The organism is Streptomyces sp. TM32 (assembly GCF_004122755.1).
GTDB lineage: Bacteria > Actinomycetota > Actinomycetes > Streptomycetales > Streptomycetaceae > Streptomyces > Streptomyces sioyaensis.
In genome coordinates this window covers 1-15409 of the sequence record NZ_SDIG01000158.1, presented here as the reverse complement: position 1 = coordinate 15409, position 15409 = coordinate 1, and the positions used below count along the sequence as shown (strand labels likewise).

General features: G+C 72.5%; 12 protein-coding genes and 1 pseudogene. 3 read left to right on the top strand and 10 right to left on the bottom strand.

The window, feature by feature from the left end; translation table 11 throughout:
- Window positions 1-144 precede the first annotated feature (144 nt).
- From EST92_RS26055 to EST92_RS26040, 4 genes are all read right to left on the bottom strand, one after another.
- Window positions 145-1434, bottom strand: coding sequence for an MFS transporter (locus EST92_RS26055; protein ID WP_129283221.1), 1290 nt, complete (start codon window positions 1432-1434; stop codon window positions 145-147).
- Between the two features lie 243 nt (window positions 1435-1677).
- A complete protein-coding gene (locus tag EST92_RS26050) occupies window positions 1678-2388 on the bottom strand; it encodes a FadR/GntR family transcriptional regulator (protein ID WP_129283220.1) in 711 nt (236 codons plus the stop codon).
- Window positions 2389-2668: 280 nt separating this feature from the next.
- On the bottom strand, window positions 2669-4120 hold the full coding sequence (lysA, locus tag EST92_RS26045) for a diaminopimelate decarboxylase (RefSeq protein WP_174244139.1): 1452 nt from the start codon (window positions 4118-4120) through the stop codon (window positions 2669-2671).
- 13 nt (window positions 4121-4133) lie between these two features.
- Window positions 4134-4448: an SAV_915 family protein gene (locus tag EST92_RS26040; RefSeq protein ID WP_129250740.1), complete on the bottom strand. Its 315-nt coding sequence runs from the start codon at window positions 4446-4448 to the stop codon at window positions 4134-4136.
- A gap of 296 nt (window positions 4449-4744) precedes the next feature.
- Here EST92_RS26040 and EST92_RS26035 point away from each other — a divergent pair, with 296 nt between their 5' ends.
- Window positions 4745-5725 (top strand): MerR family transcriptional regulator, encoded by a 981-nt coding sequence (locus tag EST92_RS26035; RefSeq protein WP_129283219.1) that lies wholly within the window; start codon window positions 4745-4747, stop codon window positions 5723-5725.
- Window positions 5726-5838: 113 nt separating this feature from the next.
- On the opposite strand, the gene EST92_RS26030 is transcribed toward EST92_RS26035, so the two are convergent.
- Window positions 5839-7386 carry an MFS transporter gene (locus EST92_RS26030; RefSeq protein ID WP_129283218.1) on the bottom strand — a complete coding sequence of 516 codons (1548 nt, stop codon included), beginning with the start codon at window positions 7384-7386 and terminating at the stop codon, window positions 5839-5841.
- 176 nt (window positions 7387-7562) lie between these two features.
- Between EST92_RS26030 and EST92_RS26025 the strand changes: the two genes are divergently transcribed.
- Window positions 7563-8627: an AsnC family transcriptional regulator gene (locus EST92_RS26025; protein ID WP_129283217.1), complete on the top strand. Its 1065-nt coding sequence runs from the start codon at window positions 7563-7565 to the stop codon at window positions 8625-8627.
- An 11-nt stretch (window positions 8628-8638) separates the two neighbouring features.
- Entirely contained in the window at window positions 8639-9427 is a 789-nt protein-coding gene (locus tag EST92_RS26020; protein WP_254069015.1) for a rhomboid-like protein, read from the top strand.
- Here EST92_RS26020 and EST92_RS26015 read toward each other — a convergent pair.
- From EST92_RS26015 to EST92_RS31385, 5 genes and pseudogenes are all read right to left on the bottom strand, one after another.
- Window positions 9415-10230 carry an HAD family hydrolase gene (locus EST92_RS26015; protein WP_129283215.1) on the bottom strand — a complete coding sequence of 272 codons (816 nt, stop codon included), beginning with the start codon at window positions 10228-10230 and terminating at the stop codon, window positions 9415-9417. The genes EST92_RS26020 and EST92_RS26015 overlap by 13 nt on opposite strands.
- The gene (serS, locus tag EST92_RS26010) at window positions 10227-11516 is read right to left on the bottom strand and encodes a serine--tRNA ligase (protein ID WP_129283214.1); all 1290 of its coding nucleotides are present in this window, start codon (window positions 11514-11516) and stop codon (window positions 10227-10229) included. Before serS ends, EST92_RS26015 begins: the two co-directional genes overlap by 4 nt.
- 685 nt (window positions 11517-12201) lie before the next feature.
- Window positions 12202-13128 (bottom strand): prephenate dehydratase, encoded by a 927-nt coding sequence (pheA, locus tag EST92_RS26005; protein ID WP_129250734.1) that lies wholly within the window; start codon window positions 13126-13128, stop codon window positions 12202-12204.
- A gap of 216 nt (window positions 13129-13344) precedes the next feature.
- Window positions 13345-14754: an iron uptake transporter deferrochelatase/peroxidase subunit gene (gene efeB, locus EST92_RS26000; protein ID WP_129283213.1), complete on the bottom strand. Its 1410-nt coding sequence runs from the start codon at window positions 14752-14754 to the stop codon at window positions 13345-13347.
- Window positions 14754-15409 (bottom strand): annotated as a pseudogene (locus tag EST92_RS31385) (hypothetical protein); the annotation flags it as partial. The gene efeB and the pseudogene EST92_RS31385, both read right to left, overlap by 1 nt.

The following is a 15409-nucleotide window of genomic DNA, read 5'->3' as shown; positions in this document are numbered from 1 at the left end:
CCGTCCCCCAACCCACCTGACGAACCCACCCAAAACGCGCCCCTACCGCTTGACGAAAGAGATAGGGGCACCCCCCGCCCCGCATATGCGGGACTCCCTGCCCTCTCCCGTATGCGCTACTTTCTGTTCCTCTCCCCCTGTGCGCTACTTCCCGCTCTCCTCCCCGATCCGCCGGTCCCGGCCCGCGCCAACGCCCAGCAGTGCCAGGCCGGCGCAGACGGCGAGCAGCAGCACCAAGGGGACGGTCCAGCCGCCGGTGGCCTGGTGGACGGCACCGAGGACCAGGGGGCCGGCGGCGGCGAGGAGGTAGCCGCCGCTCTGGGCCATGCCGGAGAGCCGGGCGGCGGTGTGGGCGTCACCGGAGCGCAGCACCATCATCGTCAGGGCCAGCCCCAGCGCCCCGCCCTGCCCGACGCCGAGCAGCGCGGCCCACAGCCAGGCGCCGGCCACCGGTGCCAGCAGCAGGCCGGTGACGCCGCAGGCCATCAGCGCGGACACCGCCACCCCCAGCAGACGCTGCCGCCGCATCCGCCCCGCGAGCACCGGCACCACGAACGAACCGGCCATCTGCAGCAGCGTGCTGAAGGCGAAGACCAGGCCCGCCTCGCCCTTGCCCATGCCGTGGTCGGTGAAGATCGTCGGCATCCAGGCGATGCTCACGTACGCGATCAGCGACTGCGAGCCCATGAAGAGCGTGACCTGCCAGGCCAGCGGGGAACGGCTCAACTTCGGCCCGGCCGCGCCAGGATGCACCGGGGTGGCCGCGGCCGCGCCGTGCCGGCTGCCCCGCCGGGCGATCAGGACCTGCGGGATCCAGACGACCACGGCGACGGCGGCCAGCAGCGACCAGGAGACCAGCGAACCCTGCCAGCCGCCGAGCGCATGCTCCAGCGGGACCGCGGTGGCGGCCGAGGTGGTCGCCCCCAGGATCATCGCGGTCGAGTACAGCGCCGTCATGCCCGCGGCCTGCCCCGGGAAGTCCCGCTTGATCAGCCCCGGCATCAGCACGTTCAGCAGGGCTATGGCGGCACCCACCACCGCACACCCGGCGAACAGCGCGATCACCGGCGGCGCGATCCGCAGCACGATGCCGCCGCACAGGGCCACCAGCGCCCCGCACAGCACCGCCTCCGTGCCCCGGCGCCGGGCCAGTTTCGGCGCGACGAGCGAGCCGAGGCCCATGAAGACCAGCGGGATGGTCGTCACCAGGCTTCCGGCCGTCGCGTTCAGCCGGAAGTGCCGGGCGATCTCACCGAGCAGCGGAGAGACGCCGGCCAGCGCCGCCCGCATGTTGAGCGCGGCGAGCACGATCCCGGTCAGGAGCAGGGCGGGGCGGGCCCGCAGCCGACGGCGGGCCGGCGCGACCGGTGGTGTCGCGACCAGATCTTCCTCGGCGTCGATCACCGCGGTGCCCCGCTGGGGTGTGCTCGGCATGCTCTGTTCCTCTTCTCCGCTCGTGTGACCGGCGCCGTTGATCTGCGGCGCGCGGGCTCGTCCGTACGGCCGTCCCCTGCCTCCGTACGGCCGTCCCTGCGTCCGTACGACCGCAGCGACGAAGGCCCGATGCAGCGCCCGAAGCCCGAATGCCTGAGGCGCAGTGCCACCGATTCCTGTCGCGCCGCCCAAATCCCTGCCGTGCCGCCCGAATTCCCGCGCCGCAGCCTGAATGTGCAGCCCTCAGCGGGCGGTCAGCAGGGCTTCCACCGCTCGCTTCGGCTTCTCCAGCAGGGCCCGGGTGGCCCGCTCCGCGGCCTCCGGGTCGCCCGCCGCGATCGCGTCCACGACCGCGCGGTGATCACCGTGCGACACCCGCGGCATCGCCCGGTCGTCCAGGGCAGTGACCAGCGCCTCCCGCACCGAGCTGCTGAACCAGCCGTATGTGGCCGTCAGCGCGGCGTTGTGCGCGGCCTCGACGACGGCCATGTGGAAGGCGATGTCGTGATCGGCGTAGAGCTCCAGGTTTTCGGCGTGGGGCTGCCCCTCCGCGTCGGCGAAGCCGGCCTGTGCGTCCAGTGCCGCCCGCATCCGTGCGAGGTCGGCGGGCTCATGGCGCAGCGCGGCCAGCCGGGCGGCCTCCGCCTCCAGCGCGATCCGCAGCTCCAATACGTCGCGGATGCCCGCCCGTTGGACGCCGCGCATGATGTCGCCGGGGTCCGCGGTGGACACGACGAAGGTGCCCTCCCCCTGCCGTGAGCGCAGCATTCCGGCGTGCACGAGCACCCGCACCGCCTCACGGACGGTGTTCCGGCCGACCTGGAGCTGTTCGGCGAGCGCATGCTCGGTGGGGATACGGGACCCCACCGGCCACTCCCCGGCGGCGAGTTGGGACCGCAGGGCATCGACGACGGTGTCCACGAGTGAGCGTCGCCCCGCCGCCTGTAGTGCCATGGCCGTCCCGTCCGTCCATCCATCCGTGTCGATGAGCTCCGGCCCCACCTCCGGGCGGCGGCCGAGCCAGTTGCCCTGTCATCCTACAACTGACGATTTTCTCGTACACGGAAGGGGTGGTGGTAAGGGAAACGCCTGGTGGAGGGCGGGGCGAGGGGTACTACGGCACTACGGCACCACTGCACTGCGTGATCCCCTAGGGCCTGCCCGATGGCTCATGGCCGGGCCGCGGCCCTGACCCATGGCTGACCCATCGGACAGGCCCGCCCTGGGGGACCCCTCACAACCCGATGTCCCGCTCCTGGATGTCCGCCAGGGATTCGCGGCGTACGAGGAGGCGGGCATGTCCCGCGGTGACGGCGACGACCGGAGGCCGGCCGACGAGGTTGTAGCCGGAAGCCATCGAGACCTGGTAGGCGCCGGCCACGGGGACGGCCAGCAGATCGCCGGGGCGGACGTCGGCGGGCAGCGGCACATCGGCGGCGAGCACATCGCCCGCCTCGCAGTGCCGTCCGACGACGGTGACCGGTTCCGTCGCGGCGGCCGCGTCCCGCCCGACCAGCCGCGGCGCATAGCGCACCCCGTACAGCGCGGGCCGCGGGTTGTCGCTCATCCCGCCGTCCACGGCCACGAAGGTCCGGCCGCCGGTCCGTTTGACCGACAGCACCCGGTAGAGGACGACACCGGCCGGACCGGCGATGGCGCGGCCGGGTTCGACGGCGAGCCGGGGCACCGGCAGACCGGCCGCCGCGCAGCCGCGGGCCAGCTCCGCACGGATCCTGGCGCCGAGGGAGGCGAGGTCGAGCGCCGGTTCACCGGGGCGGTAGGCGACGCCGTGGCCGCCGCCGAGGTCCAGCTCGGGCAGGGTGACGCCGTGCTGCTCGTGGATCCGGGCCAGCAGGCCGATCAGCCGTCGTACGGCCGACAGATACGGCTTGACGGTGGTGATCTGCGAGCCCAAGTGGCAGTGCAGCCCGACCAGTTCGAGGCGTGGCTGGCTGAGCACCCGGGCGATGGCGTGCTGTGCGGAGCCGTCGGCGATCGACAGCCCGAACTTCTGGTCGTCCGTGCCGGTCCGGATCTTGGCGTGCCCGCCGGCGGCGATCCCCGGCACGACCCGGATCAGGACCTTCTGCCGGCTGCCCGCCGGGACCGCGGCGGCCAGCCGGGCGATCTCCGAGGTGTTGTCGAGGGCGATCCGGCCGACGCCGAGCCGCAGTGCGGCCCGCAGATCGGCCGGGCTCTTGGCGTTGCCGTGCAGCACCATCCGCGCGGGCGGAAAGCCGGTGGTGACGGCCAGTTCCAGTTCGCCGGCGGAGCAGACGTCCAGGCCGAGGCCCTCCTCCCGCACCCAGTGGACCATGGCGCGGCACAGGAAGGCCTTGGCCGCGTAGTAGACCTCGGCGTCGGGGAAGGCCCGCAGGTAGGCGCGGCAGCGACGGCGTATCTCGTTCTCGTCCAGGACGTAGGAGGGGGTGCCGAACCGGTCGGCCACCTCGGTGAGCGGCACGCCGCCCACGGCGAGGTCGTCATGGCCGAGCGGCGTCGTGGACCCGGGCCAGACGGACAACGGCCCGTCGACGGGCGGCCCTTCGACCGACGGTCCGTCGTCGGACGGCGGCCGGGCGGTGGTGTGCGGCGGGACAGCCACGGCGGCGACCGGTGGCACGCCGGCGACCGGAGGCATGCCGGTGGTGTCCCGTCCGAGCGGGGGCAGAGTGTGGTGACTCATGACGGCTGCCCCCTCAGACGGCCCGTAGGTGGTGACCGCGGGACACGTCGGGGACGAACCCCGGATCGACGGTCAGCGCCGTCACCCCGACAGGTTCGGCCAGCGCCCGCAGCGCGGCCTCGGAGAGCCTGACCCACGGCTGGCCGCCGCCGAGGACCGCGGCGAGCCGCTGGGGTGAGGTGAAGCCGACGGCGGTACGGCCGCCGAGCGGAGTGCGGAACAGGCGGGCCGTGCAGCCCGCGGGGCCCGACCGGACAGGGACGCACAGCAGCCCGGCCGGGACGGGTTCGGCAGGCTCGGGATCTTCCGCGTACAGGGGGTGGGACACGGGTTGCTCCTCGTTCAGAACAGCGGCCCCGGACCGGGGGAAGCGCACATGCCGGGGCTCGCCTCTGACGCTATGCCCGGGATCCGGGGCATTCGGCCGGCCGCTGACGCGTCATTGACGGGTTGTGGGCCCTACTTGACGCGATGCTGCCGCCCGGTGGCCGGTTGTGGGACGGCGGTGACACAGGGGAACCGCCCGCGGGCCCGGCCCGGCCCGGGCGCCTCCCCCTGGCCCGCTCTCCCTGGCCCGCTCCCCTGGACCTTGACACTGTGGAAAGCACTCCACTGGAAGGCGTCATGTTCACCATCGGAGATTTCGCCCGGTACGGCCGTGTGTCGGCCCGCATGCTGCGTCATTACGACGCGCTCGGGCTGCTGCGCCCGGCCCGTACCGACCCCGTCAGCGGCTACCGCTACTACGAAGCGGCCCAGCTTGCCCGGCTCAACCGCATCATCGCGCTCAAGGACCTCGGCTTCAGCCTCCAGCAGGTGGGGGCGATCCTGGCCGAGGAGGTGAGCGTGCCGGAACTGCGCGGCATGCTGCGGCTGCGACGGGCGGAGCTGGAGGCGGCGCTGACGGCGGCGGGTGCGCGCCTGGCCCAGGTCGAGGCGAGGCTCCGGACGATCGAGAGTGAGGGACGCATGTCTGCCGACGATGTGGTGGTCAAGCCCACCGGAACGGTCCTGCTCGCGGAGCTGACCGGAATCGCGGCCGGTTACGGGCCCGAGGACATCGGGCCGGTCATCCAACCGCTCTACACCGAGCTGTGCCGGCAGCTGGAGACGGCCGGAGTGACCCCGGCCGGGCCGGGGCTCGCGTACTACGAGGACGCACCGACGACCGGTCCGGGGAACGAGCAGCCCGCCGGAGGCGGCGAGGGGCGCGCCGGAGGCAGCGAAGGGAGCGCCGGAGGAGGGAGCGGCACCGGCACCACGGCGGCCCCCGGCAATGAAGCCATCGTCGTGCACGCCGGGATGGTGATCACCCGGGAAGCCCTGGACAAGGCCGGTCTCACGGCCGCCGGCGGCGGAGTCGTGACAGCCGGCGTCGACGGTCCCGGCTTCGCGGTCGTCACCCTCCCCGGCCTCGACTGCGCCGCCACGGTGGTGCACCGCGGCCCGATGAGTCGGATCCTGCCGACCGCCCAGAACCTCGCGCACTGGATCGACGCCAACGGCTACCGCTCCGCCGGCTACGCCCGCGAGCTCTACCTGGAGTGCCCACCCGACCAGGAAAAATGGGTCACCGAACTCCAGGAGCCGGTGATCCGGGCCTGAGCTGGGGCGGGGCGTCGCCGAGCCCGGCCGGATGCGACTCCTGGTCCGCCGCCCGGCCACGAGCGCAGCGCCGCTGACGCCCCGGCCCCCGACGCGTCACCCGTCACCTCCGGCTATGTCCCGGCCGGCGCCCTTGCCGCTGTCCGGACATCCGCCGCTCCCGCCGCGGAACGCGTACCGGCCCCCTTGCCGCTGCCCTTGTCGCGCCGGACGAGAGCAAGGACGAGCAGCCCGCCCGCCACCGCCACCACCCCGGACAGCAGCATGATGTCCCGCAGCCCGGAGACATAGGCCGTCCCGGTCGCCGCGCGGGAGGCACCGGGCCGTAGGTGGTGCAGTGACTTGGCGAAGACGGTGCCGAGGACCGCGATGCCCAGCGCAAATCCGAGCTGGCGAAAGGTGTTCACTGCGCCGCTCGCCATCCCCGCCCGGTGCGGGGGCGCCGCGCCGAGTGCCGCCGGGACCAGAACCGGTATCGCCATGCCGATGCCGGCCCCGCTCACCAAGAGCCCCGGGATCAGCGCCGCCCAGCCGCTGCCGTCGTCCAGAAGCGCCCACTGGAGCAGCACTCCGGCTCCCACCAGCAACATGCCGACGCCGACCGGAAGTTGCGGAGCCATGCGCTGCACCCGCCCGCTGCCCAGCGCACCCGCCAGCAGCGACATCAGCGCCATCGGCGTCACCGCCAGACCCGCCTGCACCGGGCTCAGCCGGATGATGTTCTGTGCCCATATCCCCACGAAGGTGAGATAGGGAAATGCCGCGGCCTGGAGCAGCAGTGCTGCCGCCATCAGGGCCGCGAACGACGGCCGGCGCAGCAGCGCCAGGTCGAACAGCGGCCGACCGACCCGCCGCTCGACGAGGATGAACACCGGCAGCGCGAGCGCCGCGGCGCCGAGCGCGGCGAGCGTTCCGGCCTCCGCCCAGCCGTGCTCGCTGCCGCGCATCAGCCCGTAGATCAGCGCGCCCGCAGACACCGTCAAACAGCCGGCACCCGGCCAGTCGATACGGGCGGTGCGGTCGCCGTACGACTCGTGGACCCCGCGCAGGGTGATCCATACTGCGAGAGCACACACCGGCAGGTTCACCAGGAAGATCGCCCGCCAGTTCACATATTCGGTGAGCAGGCCGCCCAATACGGGGCCGATGGCGGCCGCGGCGCTGCTGGTGCCGCCCCAGACGCCGAACGCCACACCGCGGTCCCGTCCCTGGTAAGCGGCCATCAGCAGAGGGGCGTTGGTGGCGAACATCGCCGCTGCTCCCGCGCCTTGCAGGGCGCGGGCCGTGATCAGGACGCCCGCGTTCGGAGCCAGCCCGCATGCAAGTGAGGCGAGCGCGAACAGCGCCAGCCCCGCGACGGCGATCCGGCGCCGCCCGAAGAGGTCCGCAGCCGAACCCGCCACCATCAGCAGCGCGGCCAGTACCAGCGCATAGCCGTCCATCACCCACTGGAGCGAGGTGAGGGAGGCGTCCAGCGCATCGGCTGTCTGCGGTAGCGCGCTGATCACGATCGTCACATCGACCAGCAGCAGGAAGCCGCCCAGGGAGACGGCGACCAGCGGCCACCATTTCCCGGCCGCCTTGCCGCCCGGCTCCCCGTCCGCGCCCGGGGCCCGGGCCCTCACCGCGGTCCCCCGCTCGGGTCTGCTCGGCATACTCATTCCCTCCGCTCGTCCAGCCGGCCCGGTGGCCGGTCGCGCCGCCGGCGCCTACGGGCTGGTCCCTGCGGCCGGCACCTGCTGCCGGCCCTTCGTACCGACGTCACCCTGGGCCCGCGCCGACCGTGCTCCCAGCCATCTGGCTCACGGCGGCGCAATCCGACACGCGCTAGCCTCGAATGGTGAAAATCGACGGGAAGGCCGGCGGAACGACCCAAGGGGGAGGCATCGGCGGCCCCCGCGGCGCCCCCACCGGCTTCGACGCCCTCGACCGCCGGCTGGTGCATGCCCTTCAGCTCGACGGCCGGGCGCCGTTCAGCCGGATCGCGGAGGCGCTCGGGGTCTCCGACCAGACCGTGGCGCGGCGCTACACCCGGCACCGCACCACCGGCGCGATCACGGTGCTCGGGCTGTCCGACGCCCAGGCGGTGGACGAGGTTGAATTGCTGGTACGGGTCCAGTGCACGCCGGACGCCGCCGCCTCCGTCGCCGAGGCGCTGGCCCGCCGCCCGGACACGTCCTGGGTCGGTCTGATGTCCGGCGGCACCGAAATCGGCGCGCTCTGCCGCGCGGCGAGCAGCGAGCACAGTGATGCGCCGCTGCTCCGGAAGCTTTCCCGCACCCCGAGCGTCGTCGGGGTGAGCGCACACTGTCAGCTGCACGTCTTCTTCGGTGGACCCCAGGGCATGATCAGCAAGTCCGGGGCGCTGACCGAGGAGCAGATCGCCCGGCTGAGCCCACCGCCGCCGGACCCGGCCGCCACCCCGGTCATTCTCACCGACGCCGACCGCCGGCTCTTCGATGCCCTCGCCCGCGACGGCCGTGCGCCGTTGGCCGAACTCGCCGCCGTCACCGGCTGGTCGCCCACCACCGTCCGCCGCCGGCTGGCGGAACTGCGCACGGGCGGTGCCCTGTATTACGACGTCGACTACGACCTGCGGCAGTTCGGGTACGGCGTAAGGGTCGCCCTCTGGCTGTCTGTCGCGCCCGCCGAACTCGCCGCCACCGGCGAGGCGCTGGCGAGGCACCCCGAGGTGGCCTTCGCCTGTGCCGTCACCGGGCCGTACAACCTCTTCGCCTCCGTGCTGTGCCGGAACACCGCCGCGCTGTACACCTACCTGACGACCCGGGTCGCGGCGCTGCCCGCTGTACTTGCGATGGAAAGCGCGTCTCTCCTCCGGCACCTCAAGGGGCCGGGGCCGCGGGGCACCGCGCCCGCCCCCACCCCCCGCGGATCCCGCTGATGGGCGCCCTGATGGAGCCTCCGCGCCCCGGGCTACGGAAGCTTCCCGGCAATCCCGTGCTCTGGGTGAAGGAGTGGGTTCGCAGCAGTCCCGGTACGCATATCTGGCTGTTGGTCATCGGCGTCACCAGCCTGGTCATCGCCTCCGCCTCCGAGGGGCTGGGGCAGTTCCTCGTCCACCGCACCAGCAGCAACATCCACGAGCTGAACGAGCATCCGCTGCCGTCGCTGCTGATCAGCGGTTTCTGGATCGAACGCCCCGAGTCCTTCCTGCTGTACGTGGTGATGTTCGAGCTGCTGCACGCCAACGTGGAGCGCTGGACGGGGACCGCGCGCTGGCTGCTGACGGTCGGCGGTGCGCATATCGCCGCCACCCTCGCCAGCCAGGAACTCGTCCTGCTGGCCATCGAGGGGCACCGGCTGCCGCGGTCGATGACCCATGTGGTGGACATCGGCGTCTCGTACGGGCTGGCGGCGGCCGCCGGGGTGCTGACGTACCGGCTGCGGCCCCCCTGGCGCTACGTCTACTTCGGCGGGGTGCTGGTCTTCTTCGGCATTCCGCTGGTGACCGGTGCGACCTTCACCGACTTCGGCCATGCCATCGCGCTGACCATGGGTTTTGCGGCCTGGCCGCTGACTCCGGCGGCGGCCGCCGAGAGGCCGGCGGAGACGGAGGGGACGGAGGAGACGCAGGGGCCGGAGCCCGGCAGGGCGGGCGGGGGGCCGCCCGCGGAGTCCGATCCGTCGGGCGGCCGGGAGAGGCCGGGTGGTCAGAAGAGGCCCGGCGGTCAGGAGAGGTAGAGCCGCTCCAGGACCACCGCGACGCCGTCCTCCTCGTTGGAGGCGGTGAGTTCGTGCGCGACGGCCTTCAGCTCGTCATGGGCATTGGCCATCGCCACGCCGTGTGCGGCCCAGGCGAACATCGGGATGTCGTTGGGCATGTCGCCGAAGGCCAGGGTGTCCTTGGCGGTGACGCCCAGGCGGCGGGCGGCCAGCGACAGGCCGGTGGCCTTCGTCAGGCCGAGCGGCAGCAGTTCGACGATGCCCGGACCGGCCACCGTCACGCCCACCAGATCGCCGGCGACCTGACGCGCGGCCAGTGCCAGCGCGTCGTCGTCCAGGGTCGGGTGCTGGATGTAGACCTTGTTGAGCGGGGCCGTCCACAGCTCGCCGGGGTCGTCCAGCAGGACGTTCGGCAGCGGGCCTTCCTGGACGCGGTAGCCAGGGCTGACCAGCACCTCGCCCTCCAGGCCGTCCCGGCTCGCCGCCAGATGGAGCGGGCCGACCTCGGCCTCGATCTTGGCCAGCGCGAGACCGGCGAGCTGGCGGTCGAGCGTCACCGACGTCAGCAGTCGGTGCTCACCGGCGTGGTAGACCTGCCCGCCCTGTCCGCACACCGCAAGGCCCTGGTACTCCAGGGCGTCGAGGATGTGCCGGGTCCAGGGCACGGCCCGGCCGGTGACGACGATGTGCGCCGCGCCCGTCGCGGTGGCCGCGGCGAGCGCCTGGCGGGTGCGCTCGGAGACGGTCTCGTCGTGGCGCAGCAACGTCCCGTCGAGATCCGTCGCGATGAGTTTGTAGGGCGGCGGAGCAACTGCGCTCACGTGGCGACGGGCTCCAGGATCTCGCGGCCGCCCAGGTAGGGGCGGAGCACCTCGGGGACGCGCACCGAGCCGTCCGCCTGCTGGTGGTTCTCGAAGATCGCCACGATGGTGCGCGGTACGGCGCAGAGCGTGCCGTTGAGCGTCGCCAGCGGCGAGACCTTCTGCTTGCCGTCGACGGTCTCGCGCATCCGGACCGAGAGCCGCCGGGCCTGGAACTCATCGCAGTTGGAGGCCGAGGTCAGCTCGCGGTACTTGCCCTGGGTGGGGATCCACGCCTCGCAGTCGAACTTGCGGGAGGCGGAGGCGCCGAGGTCACCGGTGGCGACGTCGATCACCTGGAAGGGCAGCTCCAGACCGGTCAGCCACTGCTTCTCCCAGTCCAGCAGCCGCTGGTGCTCGGCCTGGGCGTCCTCCGGCGCGACGTACGAGAACATCTCGACCTTGTCGAACTGGTGGACCCGGAAGATGCCGCGGGTGTCCTTGCCGTAGGTGCCGGCCTCGCGGCGGAAGCACGGCGAGAAACCGGCGTAGCGCAGCGGCAGCTTGGCCGCGTCGACGATCTCGTCCATGTGGTACGCGGCGAGCGGGACCTCGGAGGTGCCGACCAGGTAGTAGTCGTCCTTCTCCAGGTGGTAGACGTTCTCCGCTGCCTGGCCGAGGAAGCCGGTGCCTTCCATGGCGCGCGGGCGCACCAGGGCGGGGGTCAGCATCGGCGTGAAGCCGGCCGCCGTGGCCTGCGCGATGGCGGCGTTGACGAGGGCGAGCTCCAGCAGCGCGCCGATGCCCGTGAGGTAGTAGAAGCGGGAGCCGGAGACCTTGGCGCCGCGCTCGACGTCGATGGCGCCGAGCAGCTCGCCGATCTCCAGGTGGTCCTTGGGCGCGAAGCCCTCGGCGGTGAAGTCACGGATCGTGCCGTGCGTCTCCAGGACCCGGAAGTCCTCCTCGCCGCCGACGGGGACGTCGGGGTGGACGAGGTTGCCGAGCTTCCGCAGCAGCTGCTGGGTCTCTTCCTTGGCCTCGTCCTGCGCGGCGTCGGCGGCCTTGACGGCGGCGGACAGCTCACCGGCCTTCTTCAGCAGCGCGGCCTTCTCGTCGCCGGAGGCCTTGGGGATGAGCTTGCCGAGCGACTTCTGCTCGGCACGCAGCTCGTCGAAGCGGACGCTGGACGACCTGCGCCGCTCGTCGGCGGAGAGAAGCGCGTCGACGAGCTCGACGTCCTCTCCACGGGCGCGCTGGGAAGCGCGCACTCGGTCGGGGTCCTCACGGAGCAGGCGAAGGTCAATCACACCCCCAGGCTACCGGGGCCACACCGCGTCACTCGACGCGATATTCCATGGCGCGGCAGTTTGTCCGTTTTGGGGTGTTTATTCCGCTTAGGGGTGGCGGTAGGAAAGCGACGGAAAAGGCGTACGCATTTCAGGGTGTGAGGTGGTCGGTGCGGCTTTCGTGGGGTTCGGGGTGAGGGGTTCGGCGGCTCGGGTCGCCTGTGATCCACTGCGTGGGGGCGGCAGTTGGGCGGGGCCTCGGGTGGGCGTCGCCTGGGGGCGCGGAGCGCGGTTATCCCCCGGGATTCCCCCGGTTGTCCACAGGCGCTGGGGGTTTCTGGATTGTTATCCACAGCCTGTGTGTGAGATCTGTGGAAGTCGGAGGAGATCATTCCGCTCCCGAAATGCTCAGCTATGGATTCCCTGTACAAACCCCGTTCACGCACTCTTTCGTGTGGGATTGCCTCGCCCTAAAGGATTGATCACCTGAATTGTGCTGACGCTGCCCGACGTGGGGTGCTGTGGAGTGATGTGCGGTCAGTAGGGCGATTTGTCGACTCTGTCCGATTCTCATGTCGACTTACCCACAGGTCGAGAACCGGGCCTGTGGATAACTTTGTGGATAACCCACAGCGCTGCCAAAGGCCCAGGTCGTGCCGTTTCGCAGGGACCCGTGGCCGGGCTCGCGCAGCGGTGCGGTGGCCGCTCAGCCCCGCCCGTCCAGGCAGCGCGCCAGCCAGTCCGACGCCTCGGTGAACGCCGCGTCCGTCATCTCCCGGCGCACGGTCGGCGGCACTTCGTCCGCCCGCGGGTACGAGCCGAGGAACCGCACCTCGCGGCAGACCCGCTTGAGCCCCATCAGGACCTCGCTGACCCGGCGGTCGGTGAGGTGTCCCTCGCAGTCCACCGAGAAGCAGTAGCGGCCGATGCCCTCGCCGGTCGGCCGGGACTCGATCCGCATCATGTTCACCCCGCGGCCCGCGTACTCCTGGAGCAGTTCCAGCAGCGCACCGGGGTGGTCCTCGGCCAGCCACAGCACCACCGAGGTCTTGTCCGCGCCGGTGGGCGCGGCGGGCCGGGCCGGGCGGCCCACCAGCACGAAGCGGGTGGCCGCGTTCTGCGCGTCATGGATGTCGGTGACCAGCGGCTCCAGGCCGTAGGGCGCGGCCGCGAACTCGCCCGCGAACGCGCCGTCGTAGCGGCCCTCCTGCACCAGCCGGGCGCCATCGGCGTTCGAGGCCGCCGACTCCCATACGGCCTCCGGGAGTTGGGCCGCCAGCCACTTGCGCACCTGCGGCTGGGCGACCGGGTGCCCGGTCACCGTCTTCACCTCGCTGAGCGACGTACCGGGGCGCACCAGCAGCGCGAAGGCGATCGGCAGCAGCACCTCGCGGTAGATCATCAGCGGCTCGCCGGCGGCGAGTTCGTCGACGGTGGTGGTCACCCCGCCCTCGACGGAGTTCTCGATCGGCACCAGCGCCGCGGCGGCCTCACCGGCGCGCACCGCGTCCAGGGCGGCGGGCACCGAGACCATCGGCACCAGCTCGCGGGTGGCCGCCTCGGGCAGGCTGCGCAGCGCGGCCTCCGTGAAGGTGCCCTCGGGACCGAGATAGGTATAGCGGCTGGCCGACATGGTCAGGACTCCCTCGCGTAACTGCGGGGGCACCCCGCCGATGTACTCCCTGCCCTGCCACGATAACCGGCCCGTCCGGTGCCCGGACCGGACTTCCGGAGCGGACGGTTTCCGGGACGGGTCCTGGTTCGGGGCCGGGTGCAGGGCGGGCCCGGCTCCGGGGCCGGTTTCCGATCCGGGCCCGGGTTCCGGGCAGCTCCCGGGCGGGCCGGTTCCTCAGCCCTCCAGCAGGGGCCGGCCCACGTAGCCGCCCGGCTCCGCGGCCGGCGGCACCGCGAACAGTCCGCTCGCCTCGTGTCGCAGGAACGGCGACAGCGCGTCCCCGCGGTCCAGCTTCCGCTGGATCTGGGTGAAGGCCCGCAGCGGATCGGCCTGCCAGCAGACGAAGAGCAGCCCGGCGTCCGGGGCGCCGTCCTCCCGGAACCCGTCATGGAAGGAGAACGGGCGGCGCAGCAGCGCGGCGCCCTGATTGGACGCCGGCGCCGCGATCCGCGCATGCGCATTGGCGGGGATCACCGGCAGCCCGTCGGAGCCGGTCGCGTCCAGCCGCATCGGGGTGGTCTCGGAACCGCCGGTCAGCGGGGCCCCGTTGTCCTTGCGGCGCCCGATGACCTTCTCCTGCGCGTGCCGGGAGCGCTTCTCCCAGTCGTCCAGCAGCATCCGGATCCGTCGGACGACGGCGTACGACCCGCCGCGCATCCAGGCCTGGTCGGCATCGCGCCCCACGAAGATCCGCTCGTCGAAGTCCTTGTCCGAGGGCTTGGGATTGTTGGTGCCGTCGATCTGGCCCATCAGATTGCGGGCGGTCCGCGGCCGCGCGGTGGCGCCCGGGGTGCGGTTGAAGCCGTTCATCTGCCAGCGCAGCCGGGCACTGCCGGCCGCGTCCTTCTGCAGCGCACGCAGCGCATGGAAGGCGACCAGGGCGTCATCGGCGCCGATCTGGATCCACAGGTCGCCGTTGCTGCGCCTGGGGTCCAGCGCATCGGCGGAGAAGTCCGGCAGCGGGTCGAGCTGGACGGGGCGCCGCTTCGTCAGCCCCGTACGGTCGAAGAAACTGTGCCCGAAGCCGAAGGTGACGGTCAGCGAGGACGGGCCCGCGTCGAGCGCGACCCCCGTATCGGCGTCCGGGGTGCGCCCGGCCATCAGCTCCTCGGCCGTCCGCGACCAGCGGCGCAGCAGTGCGGCCGCGGTCTTGCGGTCCGCGTCCGGCGCCAGGTCGAAGGCGACGAGATGGCCGGTGGCCTGGAGCGGGGTGGTGATCCCCGCCTGGTGTGTGGCGGATGCCTTCCGGAACGCCACCTCGGTCGAGCCGATGCTGGTCAGAGCGGTGGGGGCGGTGTCCTGCGCGGCGCTGACCGCGAGCGCGCCACCGGCCCCGCCGACGACCAGCCCGGCCGCCCCCGCCGCGCCGACGGTGCCGAGCAGCCGGCGGCGGGAGAGCTCCGGGGCGGGGGACGCGCCGGTTTCGGGGGCCGGTGCGGTGGCCGGTGCGGTGGCCGGCGCCGGGATGCGTCCGCCGCCCTGCCCGCCGGTCCGCGTGCCGGGATTCCCCTTGCCGGTGGCCTTCTGAGTGGCCTTCTGGGGGGCCTTCTGGGGGGCCTTCTTGCCGGAGGTCTGCTTGCTCATCAGCCGATCTTCACGTTCTTGATCTCGGTCACCTGGTCGATGTCGGAGGTCCGGACGACCAGCGACAGCTGCCACTGCCCGGGGACCGGCAGCCGGACCCCGCTCGCCCGCCAGCGGCCCTTGCCGACCTGCCGGGGAACGGCCGGGAGCGGCCCGAGCTTCTTGGCCTTCTGGGTGAAGGAAATCTTCACCTCGGGGACGTCCATGGCCTTGCCCGACGGATCGGCGAGCCGCAGTTGCAGCGTATTGGCGGCGGTGCTGCTCCCTGGGGCGAGGTCGACGCGGGCGGTGCCCTTGCCGTGCGGGCCGCCGGTGTCGAACGGGATGGTCAGCGCCTGCGGCCGGGCGGTCGTGGAGGTCGTGGCGGACTGTCCGCCCGAGGCGGCCTTGACCGCCTCTTCGGTACGGGCCGGTTCGGTGGCGGTCAGCACCGTGGTCACCACGAGCACGACGGCCGCGACCGCCGCCTCGGCCAGCACGGACCGGCGCAGCCCCAGCCGCTCCGGATCGGCATCGCGCTCCCGCTTGGTACGCGCACTGTCCAACGCGGCCTGCTGGCGGGCGAGTTGGGCGGCACGGGCGGGTCTGGTCGTGGTGCTCGTCGGGATCGCCTGGGTGTCGCGCCGGTGGACGGGCCGGCTGGCGGAGGTGCCGG